The organism is Amycolatopsis speibonae (assembly GCF_042647925.1).
Taxonomy (GTDB): Bacteria; Actinomycetota; Actinomycetes; order Mycobacteriales; family Pseudonocardiaceae; genus Amycolatopsis; species Amycolatopsis speibonae.
In genome coordinates this window covers 35,966-52,289 of the sequence record NZ_JBHRWK010000004.1, presented here as the reverse complement: position 1 = coordinate 52,289, position 16,324 = coordinate 35,966, and the positions used below count along the sequence as shown (strand labels likewise).

The following is a 16,324-nucleotide window of genomic DNA, read 5'->3' as shown; positions in this document are numbered from 1 at the left end:
AATGCCGAAACGCCTTCCGGCGCCTGACCACGGTCAGGGCATTTAGAGGACTAATTGCGTTTCAGTGGAGCAGCACGGGTAGCTCGGCGACACCGCGCGAGATGAGCGTGCGGCGCCAGGAGCGATCCGCGCCACCGGCCAGACGAAGCGCCGGAAACCGGGTCAGCAGGACACGAAGCGCGGTGCTCACCTGGACGCGGGCCAAGGGCGCGCCGAGGCAGTAGTGGATGCCGTGGCCGAACGCGAGATGCCCCGGCGTGGTGCGGCGGATGTCGAAGTCTGCGGGTCGGAGAAACCGCGCCGGGTCGTGGCCTGCCGCGGCGAGCGCGATCATGACCGTCTCGCCGGGCGGGAGAACCGAGTCGCCCACTCGATAAGGCGTGGTCGTGAACCGGCGCGTGGAGAACGGCTGCGGTCCGTCGTAGCGCAGGATCTCCTCCACCGCGCGGGGCAGCAGCCCCCAGCCGGCGCGCAGCGCGGCGAGCTGGTCCGGGTGGTCGAGCAGGGCGAGGACGCCGTTGGCGATCAGATTCGTGCTGGTGACGTGCCCGGCGACCAGGAGAAGGAAGGTCGTGGCCCGCAGTTCGGCGTGGCTCAGCCTGTCGGCGTCCTCGTCGGTGACCCGGATCAGCGCGCTGAGCAGATCGTCGCCGGGGTCGGCCCGTTTCCGCTCGATCAGTCCGTCGAAGTAATGGTTGATCTCCTCGATGTCCTTCTCTGTCGACGTCGCGTCGCCCGCCGAAGCCATGATCCGGCCGCACAGGCCGGAAAACTCCGCCCTGTCCAGGAACGGCACGCCGAGCAGTTCGGAGATCACCGAGACGGGCAGCGGGAAGGCGAACCCGGCGATCAGGTCTTGCGGGCCGTCGCCGGACTCCATCCGGTCCAGCAGTTCGACGGCGATCGCTTCGACACGCGGGGCCAGCGCCGCGACCCGCCGGGCGGTGAACTCCCGGGAGACCAGCCTGCGCAGCCGGGTGTGATCCGGCGGGTCGCTGGAGATCATGTTCGCGCCGATCGCGCCGGGACCGATCCGGCCGGTGGCCCGCAGCCAGTTCTTGATCAGCGTGGGATCACCCAACGCGGCGAGCGCCTCGTCGTAGCCGACGATCAGCCAGACCTCGCTTCCGTTGGGCAGCCGCACGAAATGCGCCGGTCCTCGCGCGCGGAGTCCGGCGAGGACGGCATACGGATCCCGGTAAAGGTCTTCGGCCACGTCGGTCAGGTCGACGATTTCAGGACTGCTGATCACGGTATCTCCTCGGCGTGCGGTATTCCGGCGCGCACCCGCCACAACCGGGCCGTTCCGATGGCCCGGCGCAGTTCGCCGGACATCGTGTGCGCGCCGGGGGACGGCGGTGATGGCAGCAGGGCCGCCTGGGCCAGGCCGAGTGGCGAGACCCGGGCGAACGCCAGCTCCTGGTGTTCCCGCACGGCGGCGTAATGCCAGGACTCGACGACGTCGGGGTCGGCCCGGCGGATGGCCGCGAAAGCCTTTCGCAGCCCAGCGTCCGGCTGCTCATCGCGCCAGCACATCACGGTGACCTCGTGTTTCCCGTCGGCGACGGTGGTGGCGCCCACCGCGCGGGCCGTCCGTGTCGCGATAGGACCCTCGGGGGAGGCCAAGGCGCGGACGGCCGAGCGGCCAACGTGGTCGCCGAGCGCGGCTGTCAAGGTGAGCACCGTCAGTCCGTCCACTTCGGACGGAAGGACGATCGGCGGGCGGTCTGCTTCGCCGTCGCCGGACACCGCCGGTGCTTTCGGCGGCTTCAACGCGGCGGAAACCGTGTCGAGCACACGCTCCCGGAGCGCCGAGGGTGCGGCGAAGGCGAGGACGGCGTTTTCAGGCCGGTAGTGCTCCTCAATGAAGCCTTCGACATCGGCGAGTGTGATGCTGTCGACGCTCGCCTGGTCGGCGCGGGTGGTGTCGGCCATCCGGCCCTCGGGCACGGCGGCTTCCGCGACGGCGGGACCGAGCAGCAGCAACGGATTGACGGCGGCCGCGCGCATCTCCAGCAGGACAGCCCGCCGCTCGGCCTGAAGGACAGCGTCGTCGATCGGACGTCCCTCACCGAGCAGCCGGGCCAGCGTCCGGGCGACCTCGTCCCCCTGTTCCGGCAACGCCGCCAGGGTGAACCGGGTCTCCGTGTTCTCCGTGCGCCCGGTGAGGTGCAACCGCGAGCCGTCGTCCAGTGCGGCGGCGATCCGGAGGTGCTCGGTGAGATGGGCCGTTCCCCACGGGCGTAAGGGATCCGCGGCGGAACCGGCGGACACCCGCAGGCAGGCACCGACGGTGTGGGCGCCGCGCGCCGGGACGAACCGGACCCGCAGCCCGGCGACCAGGACCTCTTCGTATTCGGTCATTTCAAGGTCTCCAGCCGGGACAGCTGGTCGTCGCGCAGCGCGCCGACGACGGCGATGGCGGGCGGGGCGGCGTCGGGGACACGCAGTGCGAGGCCTTCCAGTGCGCGCTCCGCGACCGCTTCGGCGAGCCGGCTCAACGGGATTTCCCCGCGCGCCAGCCTTCGCCGATCGCCGACCGCGCCGAAGGGTTCGTCCGCCTGGACGAGCAGCAGGGTGCGGCAGCGCACCGCCGCGTCGGCCAGTTCGCCGGACGGTGACGCGGTCACCGCCTCGCGCAGCGTGTCGAGCAGGAGGGTCGCGGCTTCGGCGACGTGCCGGGGATCCACGAGGGCGTAACCACCCACGCTCGGCCCGGTTTCCCCGTCGTCCCAGCTCAACGCGGCGACGCCGTAGGCCAGCCCGCGCACTCCCCGCAGCAGGTTGATCAGCCTGCCTCGCGCTCCCGTGCCCAGGAGTTCCACCAGGAGCGGGAGCGCGCCGTCGGGTAACGCGTCAGCCCGCAGCGGAAGGCGGACCGCCACCCTGGCCAAGGTCTCGCCCGGCATCGGTGTCGCGACCAGGCCGCCCACCCACGGTTCCGTGCCTTCGAACCGCCGCACGGGCGGACGGACCCGCTCGTCTCCGGGCCGGTACACGGTGACTCCCGTTTCGCGGCAACGATCCAGGTATCCGGTGACGTCGTCCACCGAGACGCGCGCCATCGACTCGTCGTTCCCCAGTGGTCCACAGTGGACTACTCCGGAAGCGGCCGTGTCGATCGCGCCGAGCATCCGAAGGTAGAGATCACCCGAGCGTCGGCGCAGCAACCGTGACTGCGCCTCCCGCAACCCTCGCAGCTGTTCACTGTCCGGGCCGCGGAAGTCGCCGGTCACCCGGTCCAGATCGTTCAGCGCCGTCCAATAGGAGAACGAGGAGACGCGTGCTTCGAGACGGTGCCGGGTGTGCCAGCCCAGTTCCTTCGGCGGCGCCCCGCCCGCCGGGGAGGCGAGCCACCGCGCCGCGAGGGCGGCGAGACCCGCGAGCCCGTCGGGATCGTCGCGGTATCCGTACGGCAGGTCGACGATCGCGCCGCTCACGCCGTCACCGCCGAGGCCCGGCGCAGCGAGAGCACGGCGACCGGCAGGGCCGTGACCGTCGCGGCGATCCCGGCCGCGGTGAGCACCGGCCCGACACCCCAGACCGGGGTCAGGAAAGTGACCAGCGCGAGTGAAAGGCATTGCGCCGAAACGACGAAGGACCGGCGGAAGGCCAGCACCCGGCCGAGCGAGGCCGGATCCGCGTGCCGCTGGCACAAGAGGGTGTTGGGCATGGCGAACAGCAGGTTGTGCGCCCCGGCGACCAACCCGGCGAGGAACACCCAGACCGGTCCGGCGTGCGCGCAGAGCACCACGAGCCCGATCACCGGCGCGGCCAGGGCGGCGCCCGCGGTCACCATCAGGGCCGGGTTGAGCAGGTTCCGCCGTTTCGCCACCGACGCCGACATCGTCAGCCAGCCGACCCCCATCGCGGAGACGAACAGACCCGCTTCCCCGGTCCTGCCGCCTTCGCCCACGAGGATCACCGCGAACTGCGGTACCGCACCGAGAGAGGCGAAAAGTGCCGCTTCCGCCAGCACCGCCGTGCGCAGCAACCGGTCTCCGGTCAAGGAACGCAGGCCGTCGCGCAGCATGGCGAAGGGGTGGCGGCGTTCGCGCACGGCGGCCTTCTGCCGTGGCACCGGCAGGGTGAGCAGCGCCGCGAGCACGAAGCTCGCCGCGTTGACCGCCACCGCGCCGGAAAAGCCGAGGCCGACCGCGACGGCCGCCCCCAGCAGCGGACCGAGCGCGAGGATCGCGCCGTTCGTCACCTCCTGCGCGGCGTCGGCGGCGGCCAGGCGGGAGGCGGGCACCAGTGCGGGAGTCAGGCTCGGCAGCACCGCCGAGCTCAGCGTGCTGACCGTGCCCAGCAGCACGGCCAGTACGTAGTAGAGCGGGATGTTCCGCAGGCTCACCGCGAGCAGCAGCACGAGGGTGATCGCCCCGGCGACGAGATTGAGCACGATGGACAGCCCGCGCCGGTCGAACCGGTCGGCGAGCACGCCCGCCCACGGGGAGAACAGCACCCTGGGCAGCAGTTGGACGACGAACGCGCCTCCGGTCAGGCTCGCGGAACCGGTCACCTGCAGCACCCACAGCGGCAGGGCGAGCGACTGTGCCGTGCCGCCGAGCCCGGACAGCGACTGCCCGGCCCACAGCCACCAGAACGGTCGTCCGAGCCGCTCCTTGCCCTCGGTGGCGACGGCGGTCATCGCCCGGGTCGCGCCGCGTCCGCCGCCGCGACCGCGAGCTGCGCCTTGGTCCGCGATTCCCGCGGTGAGCCGATCCACGCGTCGACGGCCGCGCAGAAGTCGTCCAGTGCCTCCAGGCAGGTGAGCGAGGATTCGTTGACCTCGACCTCCAGGCAGGCGTACTCGCCGATCGGCGTGATGTCGCCGTCCGGCCCGCGGAACTCGACGAGGTCGACGCTGAACACGCACGGATGGCCGCCGTCGAGTTCGCCGAACCGTTTGATCCGCCGCTGGCTGGTGACCCCCACCGTCTCCAGCGGTCCCCGCACCAGGCCGAGGGACCGGAGATGGCGCAACGGCAGGACTTCCCCGGCGGTCAGGACGGCGGACAGCTCGCCGGGTTCGATCCGCTCGGAGATCTCCAGCGCGTCCCGGCGGCCTTCCCAGACCACCGTCTGTTTGACCCCGATCCAGCCGATCCCGGCCAGCCGCCCTTGGTTGGCGGCGACGCGCAGCGAGTGGCCGGCGGTGGTGAGGCTGCGCTCGGCGTCGTCGAGGTAGACGATGCCCTGGGTCGCGGTGACCGTCTCGGTGAGCCCGGTGAGGTTCGCGCGGACCGGCGGGGAATCGAGCCACCGCATCGGATTCACGGCGGCCGAAGCGCGGTCCAGCGCCCATTTGCTTTCGTGCTCGACACCCACGATCCGGGTCATCGGGCCGTCCTTTCGTCCAGCGAAGCGGGCGGGAAGAGATGGAAGACGTCCGCGTCCGCGTCGGTCAGCCCGAAGACCCGGCGGAAGGTCTCCCGCACCACCGCCACCGACTGCAGGGGCGGCTGGAAGTGCCCGGACTTCGTGTTGGCGACGACCATCGAGACCCGGTCGCCGCCGATGAGCACGATCTCGCCCGCCGCGCGGGCGAGCAGCCGGTCGGGCACCAGCATCGGATGCGCCACGGGGACGCCGTCGACGGTGGCGCGGTTGCGGCCGAAGATCAGATCAGCGAGTTCGAACGGCCTCGTCCAGACCAGCAGCCGGTCTTCGTCGTCGACGACGAACATGTAGGACACGCCGGAAGTCAACCGGCGCAACGGTTCCACCGGATCCCGCAGTTCGATCGTGTCCGCGAGGACGGCGCCGGCGACCGGGCGATAGCGCTCCTCGAACAGTGCGCGGTCGAACTCCAGCAACGGCGGATCCAGTTCCAGCACCGTGCGTCGCGGTGGTGGCGCGCCCCCGGCGGAGGCGAGATAGGCCTGGCCGATCAGCTCCCGCAGCTCGCGGACCCGCCGGGCGACGCGCTCCTCACCCGGGTCCGCGGTCAGCACCGTCCGCAGCGCGATCAGCTCTTCGTAGAGGACGAAGACCCTCGCCTGCGAACGCGGACCGTAGGAGTCCGAGGCCCGCGCGCCGACCTCGGCGAACCGGCGCAGCAGCAGAGCGACGGAATCGGCGGTGAGCAATCCGGCCTCCTCGTGGCCCGGGCCGGGGATCGCTCCCCGGCCCGGCCTCGTTCCGCTGCTTACATGTCGTCCGGGTGGGTGAAGCCCGCCTGCGCCATGGCCAGCGCCTCGTGCCCGTCGGCGGTGGCGTCCAGCTCCCGGAGACCGGTCACGATGGCCTCGACCTTCAGCAGCTGCTCGGCGGTCACCAGATTCGCGTTCATGCACTTGCTCCTTACCTGGTCCGGCGACGTCGTCCCGGCCGGAGTCCGGCGGGACGGCGCCTTGGCACCACCGATGATCACGACGCCGGATCTACACCGGTTCTGCGTCCGCTCGCAGCCGCCGTCCATCGGCCGTAGATCCGACGTAGATCGGGACTCGCGAAACTCGGGGGCGTGATCGTGGAAGACAACGACCGGACGCGCTCCCGGCGCGGAACGGTGCTCCTGCTGGCCGCCGCGGCGTTCCTGGCCGCGGCCGGGTACCTGGCGCAGGGTCAGGCCATCGGCCAGGCGAACGCGTCCGAAGGCGAAGTGAACTGGAACAACACCATTTCGGCGCCGCCACCGCCGCAGGGGGCCAGCTGAGACGTCAGCGCGCGTTGTTCGAAAGCTCTTCGATCGCCCGTGCCGTGTCGTCGGCTTCGGGCAGGTTGAGCGCGACGAAATGCGTATGGGCCTGGTGCAATCGGACTTCGGCTTCGCACGGGTTTCCCAGCGCGGCAAGGGCTTTTCCGAGCACGAGCAGCGCGTTGGCCTGGTCCCGCCGGGTGCCGAGCTCCTCGCAGAGCCGCAACGCCGACCGGGCCTCGGCAGCCGCCTCTTCGGCCCGCCCCAGTGCCAGCAAGGTCTCGGCGAGCCGGAAGAGCGCGTGCGCCGCCCGGTCCCGGATGCCGGCCGCCAGGCAGCTCTCGACGCACGTGGTGAAGTGCGCGGACGCGGCTTCGTAGCGTTCGAGCGCGTGGTTCGCGAGCCCGAGCACGTAGAGCGCGTAGCCGATCCCCGGCGCGTCACCGATCTCCCGCGCCACGGCGAGCGCCGACTCGCAGACGGCGAGGACGTTCGCCGGGTCGCCACCGCGCAGCAGGGCGTGCGCCGAGTTCAGGCTGCTGGTCACCGCGCCGGAGCCGTGCCCGAGCCGCCGCGCGAGTTCGGCGGACCGCTCGAAACACCGGACCGCGAGCCGGTAGTCGTGCCGGAGCTGGGCGGCCAGGCCGAGGTTGTTGAGCGCCTGCCGGAGGATCGCCGGGTCGTCGGCCTCGGTCGCGGCGGTCACCGCGCGCCGGGCGTGGGCCTCGACGTCGGTGTGCGTCCCCGTGCGCAACGCGACGGTGCTGCACAGGAATTCGGCCCGGCCGAGGAGGCGGTGGCGCGCCCGCCGTCCCGGCCCCGCCGGTTCGGGAACACGGGCGGCCGCTCTCGCGAGGGTGCCCGCGGCGGCGTCCAGCCTTCGCGCCCCGGCTTCCACGGCGAACGGGCTCATCGCGATGAGCAGGTCGATCGCGGTGCCCAGGAGCGGAACCGAGCCGATTTCGACGACTCGCGCGCAGACCGCCACCACGGTGTCCCCGGCCGCCGACGCCCAGTCCCTCGCCGCCCGCAGGTCGGCGATCGGCGTCCCGGCTGTGCTGGGCGAGCGCGGACCGAGCACGTCCCCGGTGGGATCGCCGGGCACGGCGTGCGCGAACGCGGTGCGCGCCGTGGCCGTCAACAGCGACAGCAGCCGATCGAGCGCGGCCAATTCGCCGTCCGCGTCGCGATCACGGCCGCGGCCGAACGAGACCAGGAGCTCGTGGACGCGGAACCGGCCGGGCACCGTACCGTCCAAAATGGACGCGTCGACCAGCACCTCCAGCCGCGTTTCGGCCTCGGCCGGGGGCACGCCGAGGACCGCCGCCGCTTCCGGCAGCGTGAACTCGCCCCCGGCGACAGCGGTGAGCAGCACGAAATCCTGGGCGAGCGGCTCGGCGAGCTGCCGGTACGCGACTTCGAAGACCGCCTCGATGGCGAGGGGCCCGGCCCGCAGCTCGGCGATCCGGCGGCGCTCGTCCCGCAGGCGTTCGACCATGGACCGCAGGGTCCAGTGCGGCCGCGCCGCGAGACGCGAGGCCACGATCCGCACCGCCAGGGGAAGCAGGCCACAGGCGGTGACGAGGTCGAGGGCATCGTCCGGTTCCGCTTCCAGCCGTCGCGCGCCGACCCCCCGACGCACCAGTTCGAGCGCCTCATCCGGGCTGAAGACGTCGAGGTTGACCTGGGTGAGCAGGGGCAGGCCGTCGAGTCTGGCGCGGCTGGTGATCAGGACCGCGCAGCCGGGCGTACCGGGCAGCGCGTCGCGGATCTGCGCGGCGTCGGCGACGTTGTCGAGCACGATGAGCAACCGGCGGCCGTCGAGAAGCGAACGCCACAGCCCGCGCCGCTCGGCGAGGCTCCCCGGCGACCGGTTCGACGGCACACCCAGCCCGGCGAGCAGCAGTTCCAGCAGGTCGGGGCCGGTCACCGGCTCCCCGACCTGGTCGAGGTCGCCGAGATCGACGTGCAGCTGCCCGTCCGGATAGCGCTCGCGGATCTCGTGTGCCAGACGCACCGCGAGGGTGGTCTTGCCGACGCCGCTCATCCCGGTGATCGCCAGCATCGCCGGTGCCCGCCCGTCGGCGGTCTCCAGCACCGTCCGCAGGGCCGAGAGCTGGTCCTGCCTGCCGGTGAAGTCCGGCAGATCGGGCGGGAGCTGCGCCGGGATCGGCCGCCATCGGCCCGGCGGCTCCTCCTGTCCGGCGGGCGGAGAGAGGGTCACCTGCGGCGGGGCGGGCGCGACGACGTCTTCTCCCCGGAGGATGCGCTCGTGCAGCTCGACCAGTTCCGCGCCCGGCTCGACACCGTGGGTCTCCACCAGGCCACGGCGGGCGTCTTGGAAGACCCTCAGTGCGTCGACCTGGCGGCCCATCCCGTAGAGCGCGCGCATCAGCAGGACGTAGAGGCGTTCCCGCATCGGATGTTCGGCGATCATCCCGGTCAGCCGCGGCTGCGCCTCGTAGTAGTGACCGAGCCTCAGCTCCGCCTCCAGGTACTGCTCGGTGAGCGCGGTGTGCAACTCGTCCAGCCACCGGCGGCTCTGTTCGGCGAACAGGCCGGGCACTCCCGCGAGCGGTTCGCCGGTCCACAGGGCGAGTGCTTCCGACAACACCTGTCTGGCCTGGTGCGCGTCCCCCGAAGACAGCGCTTCTTGAGCCAGTGCACCGAGTTCCCCCGCGCGGGAGGCGTCCACCGTCGAGGGCGGCACGGCGAGCCGGTAGCCGTCGCCCGCCGACACCAGCACGTCTTCGCCGGCGCCGGCGGTGGCGAGCAGCCGCCGCAGTCTCCAGGCGTAGGTGCGGACGGTCGAAGCCGCGCGGGCGGGCAGGTCCTGGTCCCACAGGGTGTCGGTCAGCCTGCCGAGGGACACCGCCGTGCCGGGCGTGAGCGCCAGCGCGGCCAGCATCGCCTGCTGTTTCGGCGTTCCCACGGGGATCGCCACCCCGTCCGGGCGGTACAGCCGCATCGGGCCCAGCACCACGAATCGCACCCCAGGCCACGCTGCCGCCATGCGCGTCGCTCCCTCCGGCGCAACGACCGTCGGCGCCACTCGATGCTAACGCCGGTGGAGCCCGGGGAGCGCGGGATTGCCTCTTCGGCTCCGCTTCGGTGCACGAACGGCCGTGGAACGACCAAAACGCGTCTAGTCCTCTGAATGCCGGGGACGCCTTCCGGCGCCAGACCACGGTCAGGGCATTCAGAGGACTAAACGCGTGTTTTCAGCGACGGGGTTTGGGCTTCCAAACCACGAGCGCGGTCTGCTGCCGCAGGGGAACGAGATCCTTGCGGTAGGAGGCGTGCACGGCCGCGGCCGTCTGTTCGGCGGTGACGTACGCCGCCGTGAGCTCTTCGGTCAGTTCGGCGATCCGGGCGCGGAGCGCGTCGACCTGGTTTTCCAGCTCGATGATCCGCTTGATGCCCGCGAGGTTGACACCGTCCTCTTGGGACAGTCGCTGCACCTCGCGGAGCAGCGCGATGTCCCGCATGGAGTAGCGACGGCCACCACCGGAGGTCCGGCCCGGCGACACGAGACCATGGCGGTCGTAGGACCGCAGGGTCTGCGCGTGCAGGCCGGAAAGCTGCGCCGCCACCGAAATGACGAACACCGGGGTGTCCTCGTCCGCACCGTGCGGCAGCCCGCCGAACATCGTGCTCACCTGCCTTCGAGAAGTTCGGTGATCTCCGGTCGCGGGTCGTGCTCGGACATGGCCTCCGCGTAGGCCTCCAGCGCTTCACGGGCCTTGTCGTCCAGTTTGGACGGTATGGCCGCCTGCAGGGTGACCAGCAGGTCGCCCTGCGAGCCGTCCCGCTTCGCGATTCCCTTGCCGCGCACGCGAAGCACGCGACCACTCGCCGTACCCTGCGGCACCTTCAGCGAGACCTTGCCCTCGAGCGTCGGCACGGTGATCGTGCCGCCGAGGGCCAGTTCCGCGAAGGACACCGGCACGGCGATCGTCAGGTCGAGGTCCTGGCGCCCGAACACCGCGTGCGGCGCGACGTGCACGCGGACGTACAGATCGCCCGGCTGCGCGCCGCCCTTGCCCGGTTCGCCCTGGCCCGCCAGCCGGATCCGCTGGTCGTCGGCGACGCCCGGCGGGATCCGCACGGTCAGGGTGCGGGTGCGGGTGCTGACGCCCTCGCCCGCGCATTCCGGGCAGGGGTCGTCGATGATCGTGCCGCGGCCGCGGCAGTCGCGGCACGGCTCGGAGAACGCGAACGCGCCCTGGCTCCGGCTGACCAGCCCGCTGCCCTGGCAGGTCGAACACGTCCTCGGGGAGGTCCCCGGCTTCGCGCCGTTCCCGCCGCAGGTGGAACAGGTCGCCGGGCTCGACAGCCTCAGCGGCAGGGTCGCGCCCTTGACCGCCTCGGTGAAGTCGATCCGGACGTCGGTCTCCACGTCCGCGCCGCGCTGCGGGCGGTTCGCCGTGGCACCCGCCGCGCCGCCGCGGCGGCCGAAGAGACCGCCGAGGATGTCGCCGAGCCCGCCGAAACCGGCCTGCTGCTGGCCACCCGACTGACCGAAGATGTCGCCGACGTCGAAACCGCCGCTTCCGCCGCCACCACCCGGGAAGCCGAAGCCGCCGGGACCGCCGGAGCCGAAGAGGCGGCGGGCCTCGTCGTACTCCTTGCGCTTGGACGTGTCGGAAAGGACGCCGTACGCCTCGGAAACCGCCTTGAACTTCTTCTCGGCCTCCGCGTTGCCCGCGTTGGCGTCGGGGTGGTTCTCCTTGGCCAGCTTGCGATAGGCCTTCTTGATCTCGTCCGCGGTGGCGTCGGAGGAGACGCCCAGCTCACGGTAGAAGTCCTTACCGATCCATTCCCGTGCACTCACCGAACGTCTCCTCCTTTCACGCCGTATCGCCGATCAGCGGTTGTTCTCATCGAAGAGCTCGCCCTCGAGCGGCAGCTCGCCGCCCACGGGCGGGTCCACCGGGGCGTCCTGCGCCGCCGGCGCCGGAGCCGGGGCGGCGCCCGGCTCGTGGTCGGTGACCCCGACCAGCGCCGCGCGCAGCACGCGCTCGCCGAAGCGGTAACCGCGTCGCATGACCGTGGTGACCGTCGGCCCGGCGACGTCCGGCGAGGTGCTGTGCTGGACGGCCTCGTGCACGCTCGGGTCGAAGGCCTCGCCCTCGGTGCCGAACGGCTCGAGCCCCGATCGCTGCAGGCTCCCGACCAGCTTCTCGCCGACCGCCTTGAACGCACCCGTCAGGTCGCCGTGCTGCCCCGCGCGCTCGAGGTCGTCGAGCAGCGGGAGCAGGTCGTTGACGACCGACGCCTTGGCGCCGGTGACGACCTGTTCGCGGTCGCGGTCCACGCGCTTGCGGTAGTTGGCGTACTCCGCCTGGAGACGCTGGAGGTCGGCGGTGCGTTCCGCCAGCTCCTTCTCCAGGTCGGTGGCCACCGACACCGAATCGTCCATGATGGAGTCCCCGAGGCCGGGGCCCGCGTGGGTCGCGGGCACCGGCTCGACGGGCTCCACCGTGTCTTCGGCGGGAGCGGCGTGCTTCGGGCCATCCTGGGCTTCGGGCGCCGGGGCGGGCGGGCGGACCTCACCGGTCAGCGGATCGATCCGCCTGCGGTCCCGCACGACCACCGGTTCCTCCGGGCCCCGGCCCTCGGTCTCGTCGTAGCGGCCCGTCACTTCTTGTCCTTCTCGTCCTCTTCGACGATCTCGGCGTCGACGACGTCGTCCGCCTTGGCCTGCGAACCGGTGCCCGCGCCTGCCGCACCGGCCGCGCCTTCACCGGCGGCACCTTCGGCGCCCGGGGTGGCGTTGGCGTAGAGCGCGGTGCCCAGCTCCTGCGAAGCGGTGTTCAGCTTCTCGATGGACTCGCGGATCTTCGCCGAGTCGGTGCCCTTGAGCGCCTCGTTGGCCTCGTCGATCGCGGACTTCACCTTGCCCTTGAGTTCCTCGGGCAGCTTGTCCTCGTTGTCCTTGACGAACTTCTCGGTCTGGTAGACGAGCGTCTCCGCCTGGTTGCGGGTCTCCGCCTCCTCGCGGCGCTGCTTGTCCTCCTCGGCGTGCGCCTCGGCGTCCTTGACCATGCGCTCGATGTCGTCCTTCGGCAGCGCGGAGCCACCGGTGATCGTCATCGACTGCTCCTTGTTCGTGCCGAGGTCCTTCGCGAGGACGTGCACGATGCCGTTGGCGTCGATGTCGAAGGTGACCTCGATCTGCGGCACGCCACGCGGGGCGGGCGGGAGACCGGTCAGCTCGAACATGCCGAGCTTCTTGTTGTGCGCCGCGATCTCGCGCTCACCCTGGAACACCTGGATCTGCACCGACGGCTGGTTGTCGTCCGCGGTGGAGAAGATCTCCGAACGCTTGGTCGGGATCGTGGTGTTGCGCTCGATGAGCTTGGTGAACACGCCGCCCTTGGTCTCGATGCCCAGCGAAAGCGGGGTCACGTCGAGCAGCAGGACGTCCTTGACCTCGCCCTTGAGCACACCGGCCTGCAGCGCGGCGCCGACGGCGACGACCTCGTCCGGGTTCACGCCCTTGTTCGGCTCGCGGCCACCGGTCAGCTCCTTGACCAGGTCCGACACGGCGGGCATGCGGGTGGAACCACCCACGAGCACGACGTGGTCGATGTCGCCGACGGCGACACCCGCGTCACGGATGACGTTGTTGAACGGCTTGCGGGTGCGCTCCAGCAGGTCCGAGGTGATCTTCTGGAACTCGGCGCGGGAGAGCTGCTCGTCGAGGAACAGCGGGTTCTTGTCCGAGTCCACGGTGATGTACGGCAGGTTGATGCCCGCGGAGTTCGAGCTGGACAGCTCGATCTTCGCCTTCTCGGCCGCCTCACGGATGCGCTGGAGCGCCATCTTGTCCTTGGTGAGGTCGATGCCGCTGGAGGCCTTGAACTTGTCGACCAGCCAGGTGACGATGCGCTCGTCCCAGTCGTCACCGCCGAGGTGGTTGTCACCGGAGGTCGCGCGGACCTCGACGACGCCCTCGCCGATCTCCAGCAGCGAGACGTCGAACGTGCCGCCACCGAGGTCGAAGACCAGGATGGTCTGTTCCTTCTCGCCCTTGTCCAGGCCGTACGCCAGCGCGGCCGCGGTGGGCTCGTTGACGATGCGGAGCACGTTCAGGCCGGCGATCTGCCCGGCCTCCTTGGTGGCCTGCCGCTGCGCGTCCTCGAAGTAGGCGGGGACGGTGATGACCGCGTCGGTGATGGTCTCGCCCAGGTACGCCTCGGCGTCGCGCTTGAGCTTCATCAGCACACGGGCGCTGATCTCCTGCGAGGTGTAGGCCTTGCCGTCGATCTCGGTCTTCCAGTCGGTCCCGACGTGCCGCTTCACCGACCGGATGGTCCGGTCGACGTTCGTCACCGCCTGGTTCTTCGCCGGCTGACCGGTCAGCACTTCGCCGTTCTTGGCGAAGGCGACGATCGAGGGAGTGGTGCGTGAACCTTCCGAGTTGGCGATGACCGTCGGCTCGCCGCCCTCAAGGACAGCGACGACCGAGTTGGTCGTGCCGAGGTCGATGCCGACCGCTCGCGCCATGGTGTGATCCTCCTGCTAGTTCTTGACCTGCGTGTTCGCCCCCACCTTGAGTGGGTGCCACGCAAGTTCTATCGGGATGATGCGGTCTCCGTCAAGCCGGACTTGAGCCGACTGCACTCAACCTTGTACCCGGCTCAACGAGCGACCCGGGTGTCTTGTTCCCGGACTACCGGCAGACCGTGCCCGGGGCGGGTGTGAGCCCGCTCACCAGGTACTTCACTTCTTCGGTGCGCACGCAGGCCGAGTTGAGCAGCCCCGTGTGCCCGTATCCGGCGTCGACCAGCAACGCCGAGTTCTCGATGTTCCGCGCGAGCCCCTTCGCCCAGACGAGTGGCGTCGCCGGATCGTGTTCGCCGCCGACCACGAGGATCGGCGCCGCGCCCTTCACCTTCTGCGGCCGCGGCAGGTACGCCGAGGGCACGGGCCAGCCCGCGCAGCCGCTCGCCATGTCCCAGAACTCCGAATACCGCCAGCTGTGCGGCGCGAGGGTCTTCACCAGCCCCTGCATCGCCCGCATGTCGGCGTAGGAGGTGAACGGCGAGCCGAAGTCGTGGCAGCCGATCGAGCGGTACGCGCCGTAGGACGGGTCCAGTTGCGAATAGGGCAGCAGCCCGTCCGCGTTCCCCGCGGCCGCGTCGGCGATCCCCTTCGCGATCTCCGGCCAGAAGGCGGGAAGGATGAGGGAGCCGTAGAGACCGGACGCCATTTCCTCGGCGGTCACGTTCCGGCCGAGCTGTTTCGACGGGACGCCGCCGGGCGTCGCCATCAGCGCGTCGTAGGTGGCGAGGACGTCTTTGCCACGAAGCGCGCAGTCCGCCGTCGTCGTACACCACTTCGCGAAGTCCTTGAGGGCGCTTTCGGTCGCGATGGCCTCGTCGAGGACGGCCAGCCGCGTCGGCCGCGAATGGTCGACTGCGCCGTCGAGCACCATCGCCCGGACGCGCTTCGGGTACTTCTCCGCGTACACGGCACCGAGTTCGGAACCGTAGGAGACGCCGAGCCAGTTCACCTTCGGCTCACCCAGCGCGACCCGGATCGCTTCGATGTCGTCCGCGGCGTGCCAAGTGTCCACAGAGGACAACTCAGGTCCGGTCCTTTCGAGACACTCGGTGCCCGAAGCGCGGTTGTGCGCGATAAGCTTGTCGTAGTCCGCGCGGCTGCGCGGGAACCGGCTGATCGACGGATCGTGCAGATCGGGCCCGCAGGTGATCGCGGGTGTGCTGTCGCCGACGCCGCGCGGGTCGAACCCGATGACGTCGAACCGCTGCCGCACTTCGGCCATCTCGGGCTTGTCCAGCGCGAACCCGCGGCCGCCGTACTCGAGCACGGTGACCCCGGCACCACCGGGACCGCCCGGATTCGTCAGCAGCGAACCGACGCGGCGCGCCGGATCGGTCGCGGGCAGTTTCGCCAGCGCGATCGAAACGGTGCCGCTCACCGGAAGGCTCGCGCATTCCAGCGTCGGCGCGTACTCGGTCGCGCAGGGCTTCCAGTCGAGCCGGGGCGCGGCGGACGCGGGCAACGCGGAGAGCGGGAGCAAGGTCAGCGCGGTGACCACCGCGAGAACCTTCATACGGGCTTCACCGTGATCGAGCCGGTGCCGGACTTGAGGTCCAGGACGTTCGCCGAAGCCTGGTCCTGCCGCACACCGGCGGTCTCGACGCCACCGACTTCCGAGCGGGCGTTGATGCGGTACGCGCCGTCGGGAACGGTGACGGTGACCTTCCCGGTCTCGGCGTTCGCGGTGACCGCCCCCGGTTTGGCCAGCCCGATCCTGATGTCACCGGTACCGGTGCTCAGTTTCACCGGGCCGGTCGTGCTCAGGACCTCGAGATCCCCGGTGTCACCCCGGAGGTCCACCGCGGCCGCGCGGGTGAGCGTGATCTTGCCGGTGCCGATGGCCCCGGAGATCGCCAGCTCGCGCGGGACCACGACCTCGTAGTCCACGCCGCACTGGCTGCAACCGCCGAGGATCAGCGTGCCGTTCTCGACACTGTGCGTCTTGCCGGGATTCTTTCCGGTGTAAGTCACTTCGCGGCGCAGCGAGACCGGCGCGCCGTCCTCGACCCGGAGCGTGACCCCGCCGACCGGGACGTCCACCTTGATCGCGGTGATCTGCTCGGTGACCGGCGTCCCGTCGCTCAGCTTCTCGCGGCTTTCACCCGTGCA

The 16,324-nt window shown here is 70.9% G+C and carries 15 protein-coding genes; 1 reads left to right on the top strand and 14 read right to left on the bottom strand.

Annotated elements, in window-relative coordinates:
• Positions 1–61: 61 nt before the first annotated feature.
• Genes ACFOSH_RS01725 through ACFOSH_RS01695 form a run of 7 tightly spaced genes read right to left on the bottom strand, consistent with a single transcriptional unit; the run spans position 62 to position 6,295 of the window.
• Positions 62–1,252, bottom strand: coding sequence for a cytochrome P450 family protein (locus ACFOSH_RS01725; protein WP_378236793.1), 1,191 nt, complete (start codon positions 1,250–1,252; stop codon positions 62–64).
• A complete protein-coding gene (locus ACFOSH_RS01720) occupies positions 1,249–2,364 on the bottom strand; it encodes a hypothetical protein (RefSeq protein ID WP_378236792.1) in 1,116 nt (371 codons plus the stop codon). The genes ACFOSH_RS01725 and ACFOSH_RS01720 overlap by 4 nt, the downstream gene beginning before the upstream one ends.
• On the bottom strand, positions 2,361–3,440 hold the full coding sequence (locus ACFOSH_RS01715) for an insulinase family protein (protein WP_378236790.1): 1,080 nt from the start codon (positions 3,438–3,440) through the stop codon (positions 2,361–2,363). Before ACFOSH_RS01715 ends, ACFOSH_RS01720 begins: the two co-directional genes overlap by 4 nt.
• Positions 3,437–4,651: an MFS transporter gene (locus tag ACFOSH_RS01710; protein ID WP_378236789.1), complete on the bottom strand. Its 1,215-nt coding sequence runs from the start codon at positions 4,649–4,651 to the stop codon at positions 3,437–3,439. The genes ACFOSH_RS01715 and ACFOSH_RS01710 overlap by 4 nt, the downstream gene beginning before the upstream one ends.
• Complete coding sequence (locus tag ACFOSH_RS01705; protein WP_378236787.1) at positions 4,648–5,343, bottom strand: hypothetical protein; 696 nt, start codon at positions 5,341–5,343, stop codon at positions 4,648–4,650. The genes ACFOSH_RS01710 and ACFOSH_RS01705 overlap by 4 nt, the downstream gene beginning before the upstream one ends.
• Positions 5,340–6,092 carry a hypothetical protein gene (locus ACFOSH_RS01700; RefSeq protein WP_378236786.1) on the bottom strand — a complete coding sequence of 251 codons (753 nt, stop codon included), beginning with the start codon at positions 6,090–6,092 and terminating at the stop codon, positions 5,340–5,342. Before ACFOSH_RS01700 ends, ACFOSH_RS01705 begins: the two co-directional genes overlap by 4 nt.
• Positions 6,093–6,151: 59 nt before the next feature.
• Entirely contained in the window at positions 6,152–6,295 is a 144-nt protein-coding gene (locus tag ACFOSH_RS01695) for a hypothetical protein (protein ID WP_378236785.1), read from the bottom strand.
• A gap of 174 nt (positions 6,296–6,469) precedes the next feature.
• On the opposite strand from ACFOSH_RS01695, the gene ACFOSH_RS01690 reads away from it, so the two are divergent.
• Positions 6,470–6,661 (top strand): hypothetical protein, encoded by a 192-nt coding sequence (locus ACFOSH_RS01690; protein ID WP_378236784.1) that lies wholly within the window; start codon positions 6,470–6,472, stop codon positions 6,659–6,661.
• A 4-nt stretch (positions 6,662–6,665) separates the two neighbouring features.
• Here the strand turns inward: ACFOSH_RS01690 and ACFOSH_RS01685 are convergent, their stop codons facing one another.
• The 7 genes from ACFOSH_RS01685 to ACFOSH_RS01655 form a co-directional block, all read right to left on the bottom strand.
• Entirely contained in the window at positions 6,666–9,656 is a 2,991-nt protein-coding gene (locus ACFOSH_RS01685; RefSeq protein WP_378236782.1) for an AfsR/SARP family transcriptional regulator, read from the bottom strand.
• 208 nt (positions 9,657–9,864) lie between these two features.
• On the bottom strand, positions 9,865–10,293 hold the full coding sequence (locus ACFOSH_RS01680; RefSeq protein ID WP_378236858.1) for a heat shock protein transcriptional repressor HspR: 429 nt from the start codon (positions 10,291–10,293) through the stop codon (positions 9,865–9,867).
• A 5-nt stretch (positions 10,294–10,298) separates the two neighbouring features.
• Positions 10,299–11,477 (bottom strand): molecular chaperone DnaJ, encoded by a 1,179-nt coding sequence (gene dnaJ, locus ACFOSH_RS01675; protein ID WP_378236781.1) that lies wholly within the window; start codon positions 11,475–11,477, stop codon positions 10,299–10,301.
• A 33-nt stretch (positions 11,478–11,510) separates the two neighbouring features.
• Positions 11,511–12,287, bottom strand: a complete 777-nt coding sequence (gene grpE / locus ACFOSH_RS01670; protein ID WP_378236780.1) for a nucleotide exchange factor GrpE — start codon at positions 12,285–12,287, stop codon at positions 11,511–11,513.
• The gene (gene dnaK, locus ACFOSH_RS01665) at positions 12,284–14,155 is read right to left on the bottom strand and encodes a molecular chaperone DnaK (RefSeq protein ID WP_378236779.1); all 1,872 of its coding nucleotides are present in this window, start codon (positions 14,153–14,155) and stop codon (positions 12,284–12,286) included. The genes grpE and dnaK overlap by 4 nt, the downstream gene beginning before the upstream one ends.
• 166 nt (positions 14,156–14,321) lie before the next feature.
• Positions 14,322–15,728: an alpha/beta hydrolase gene (locus tag ACFOSH_RS01660; RefSeq protein ID WP_378236778.1), complete on the bottom strand. Its 1,407-nt coding sequence runs from the start codon at positions 15,726–15,728 to the stop codon at positions 14,322–14,324.
• A complete protein-coding gene (locus ACFOSH_RS01655; RefSeq protein WP_378236857.1) occupies positions 15,725–16,087 on the bottom strand; it encodes a DUF4097 family beta strand repeat-containing protein in 363 nt (120 codons plus the stop codon). Before ACFOSH_RS01655 ends, ACFOSH_RS01660 begins: the two co-directional genes overlap by 4 nt.
• Positions 16,088–16,324 lie beyond the last annotated feature (237 nt).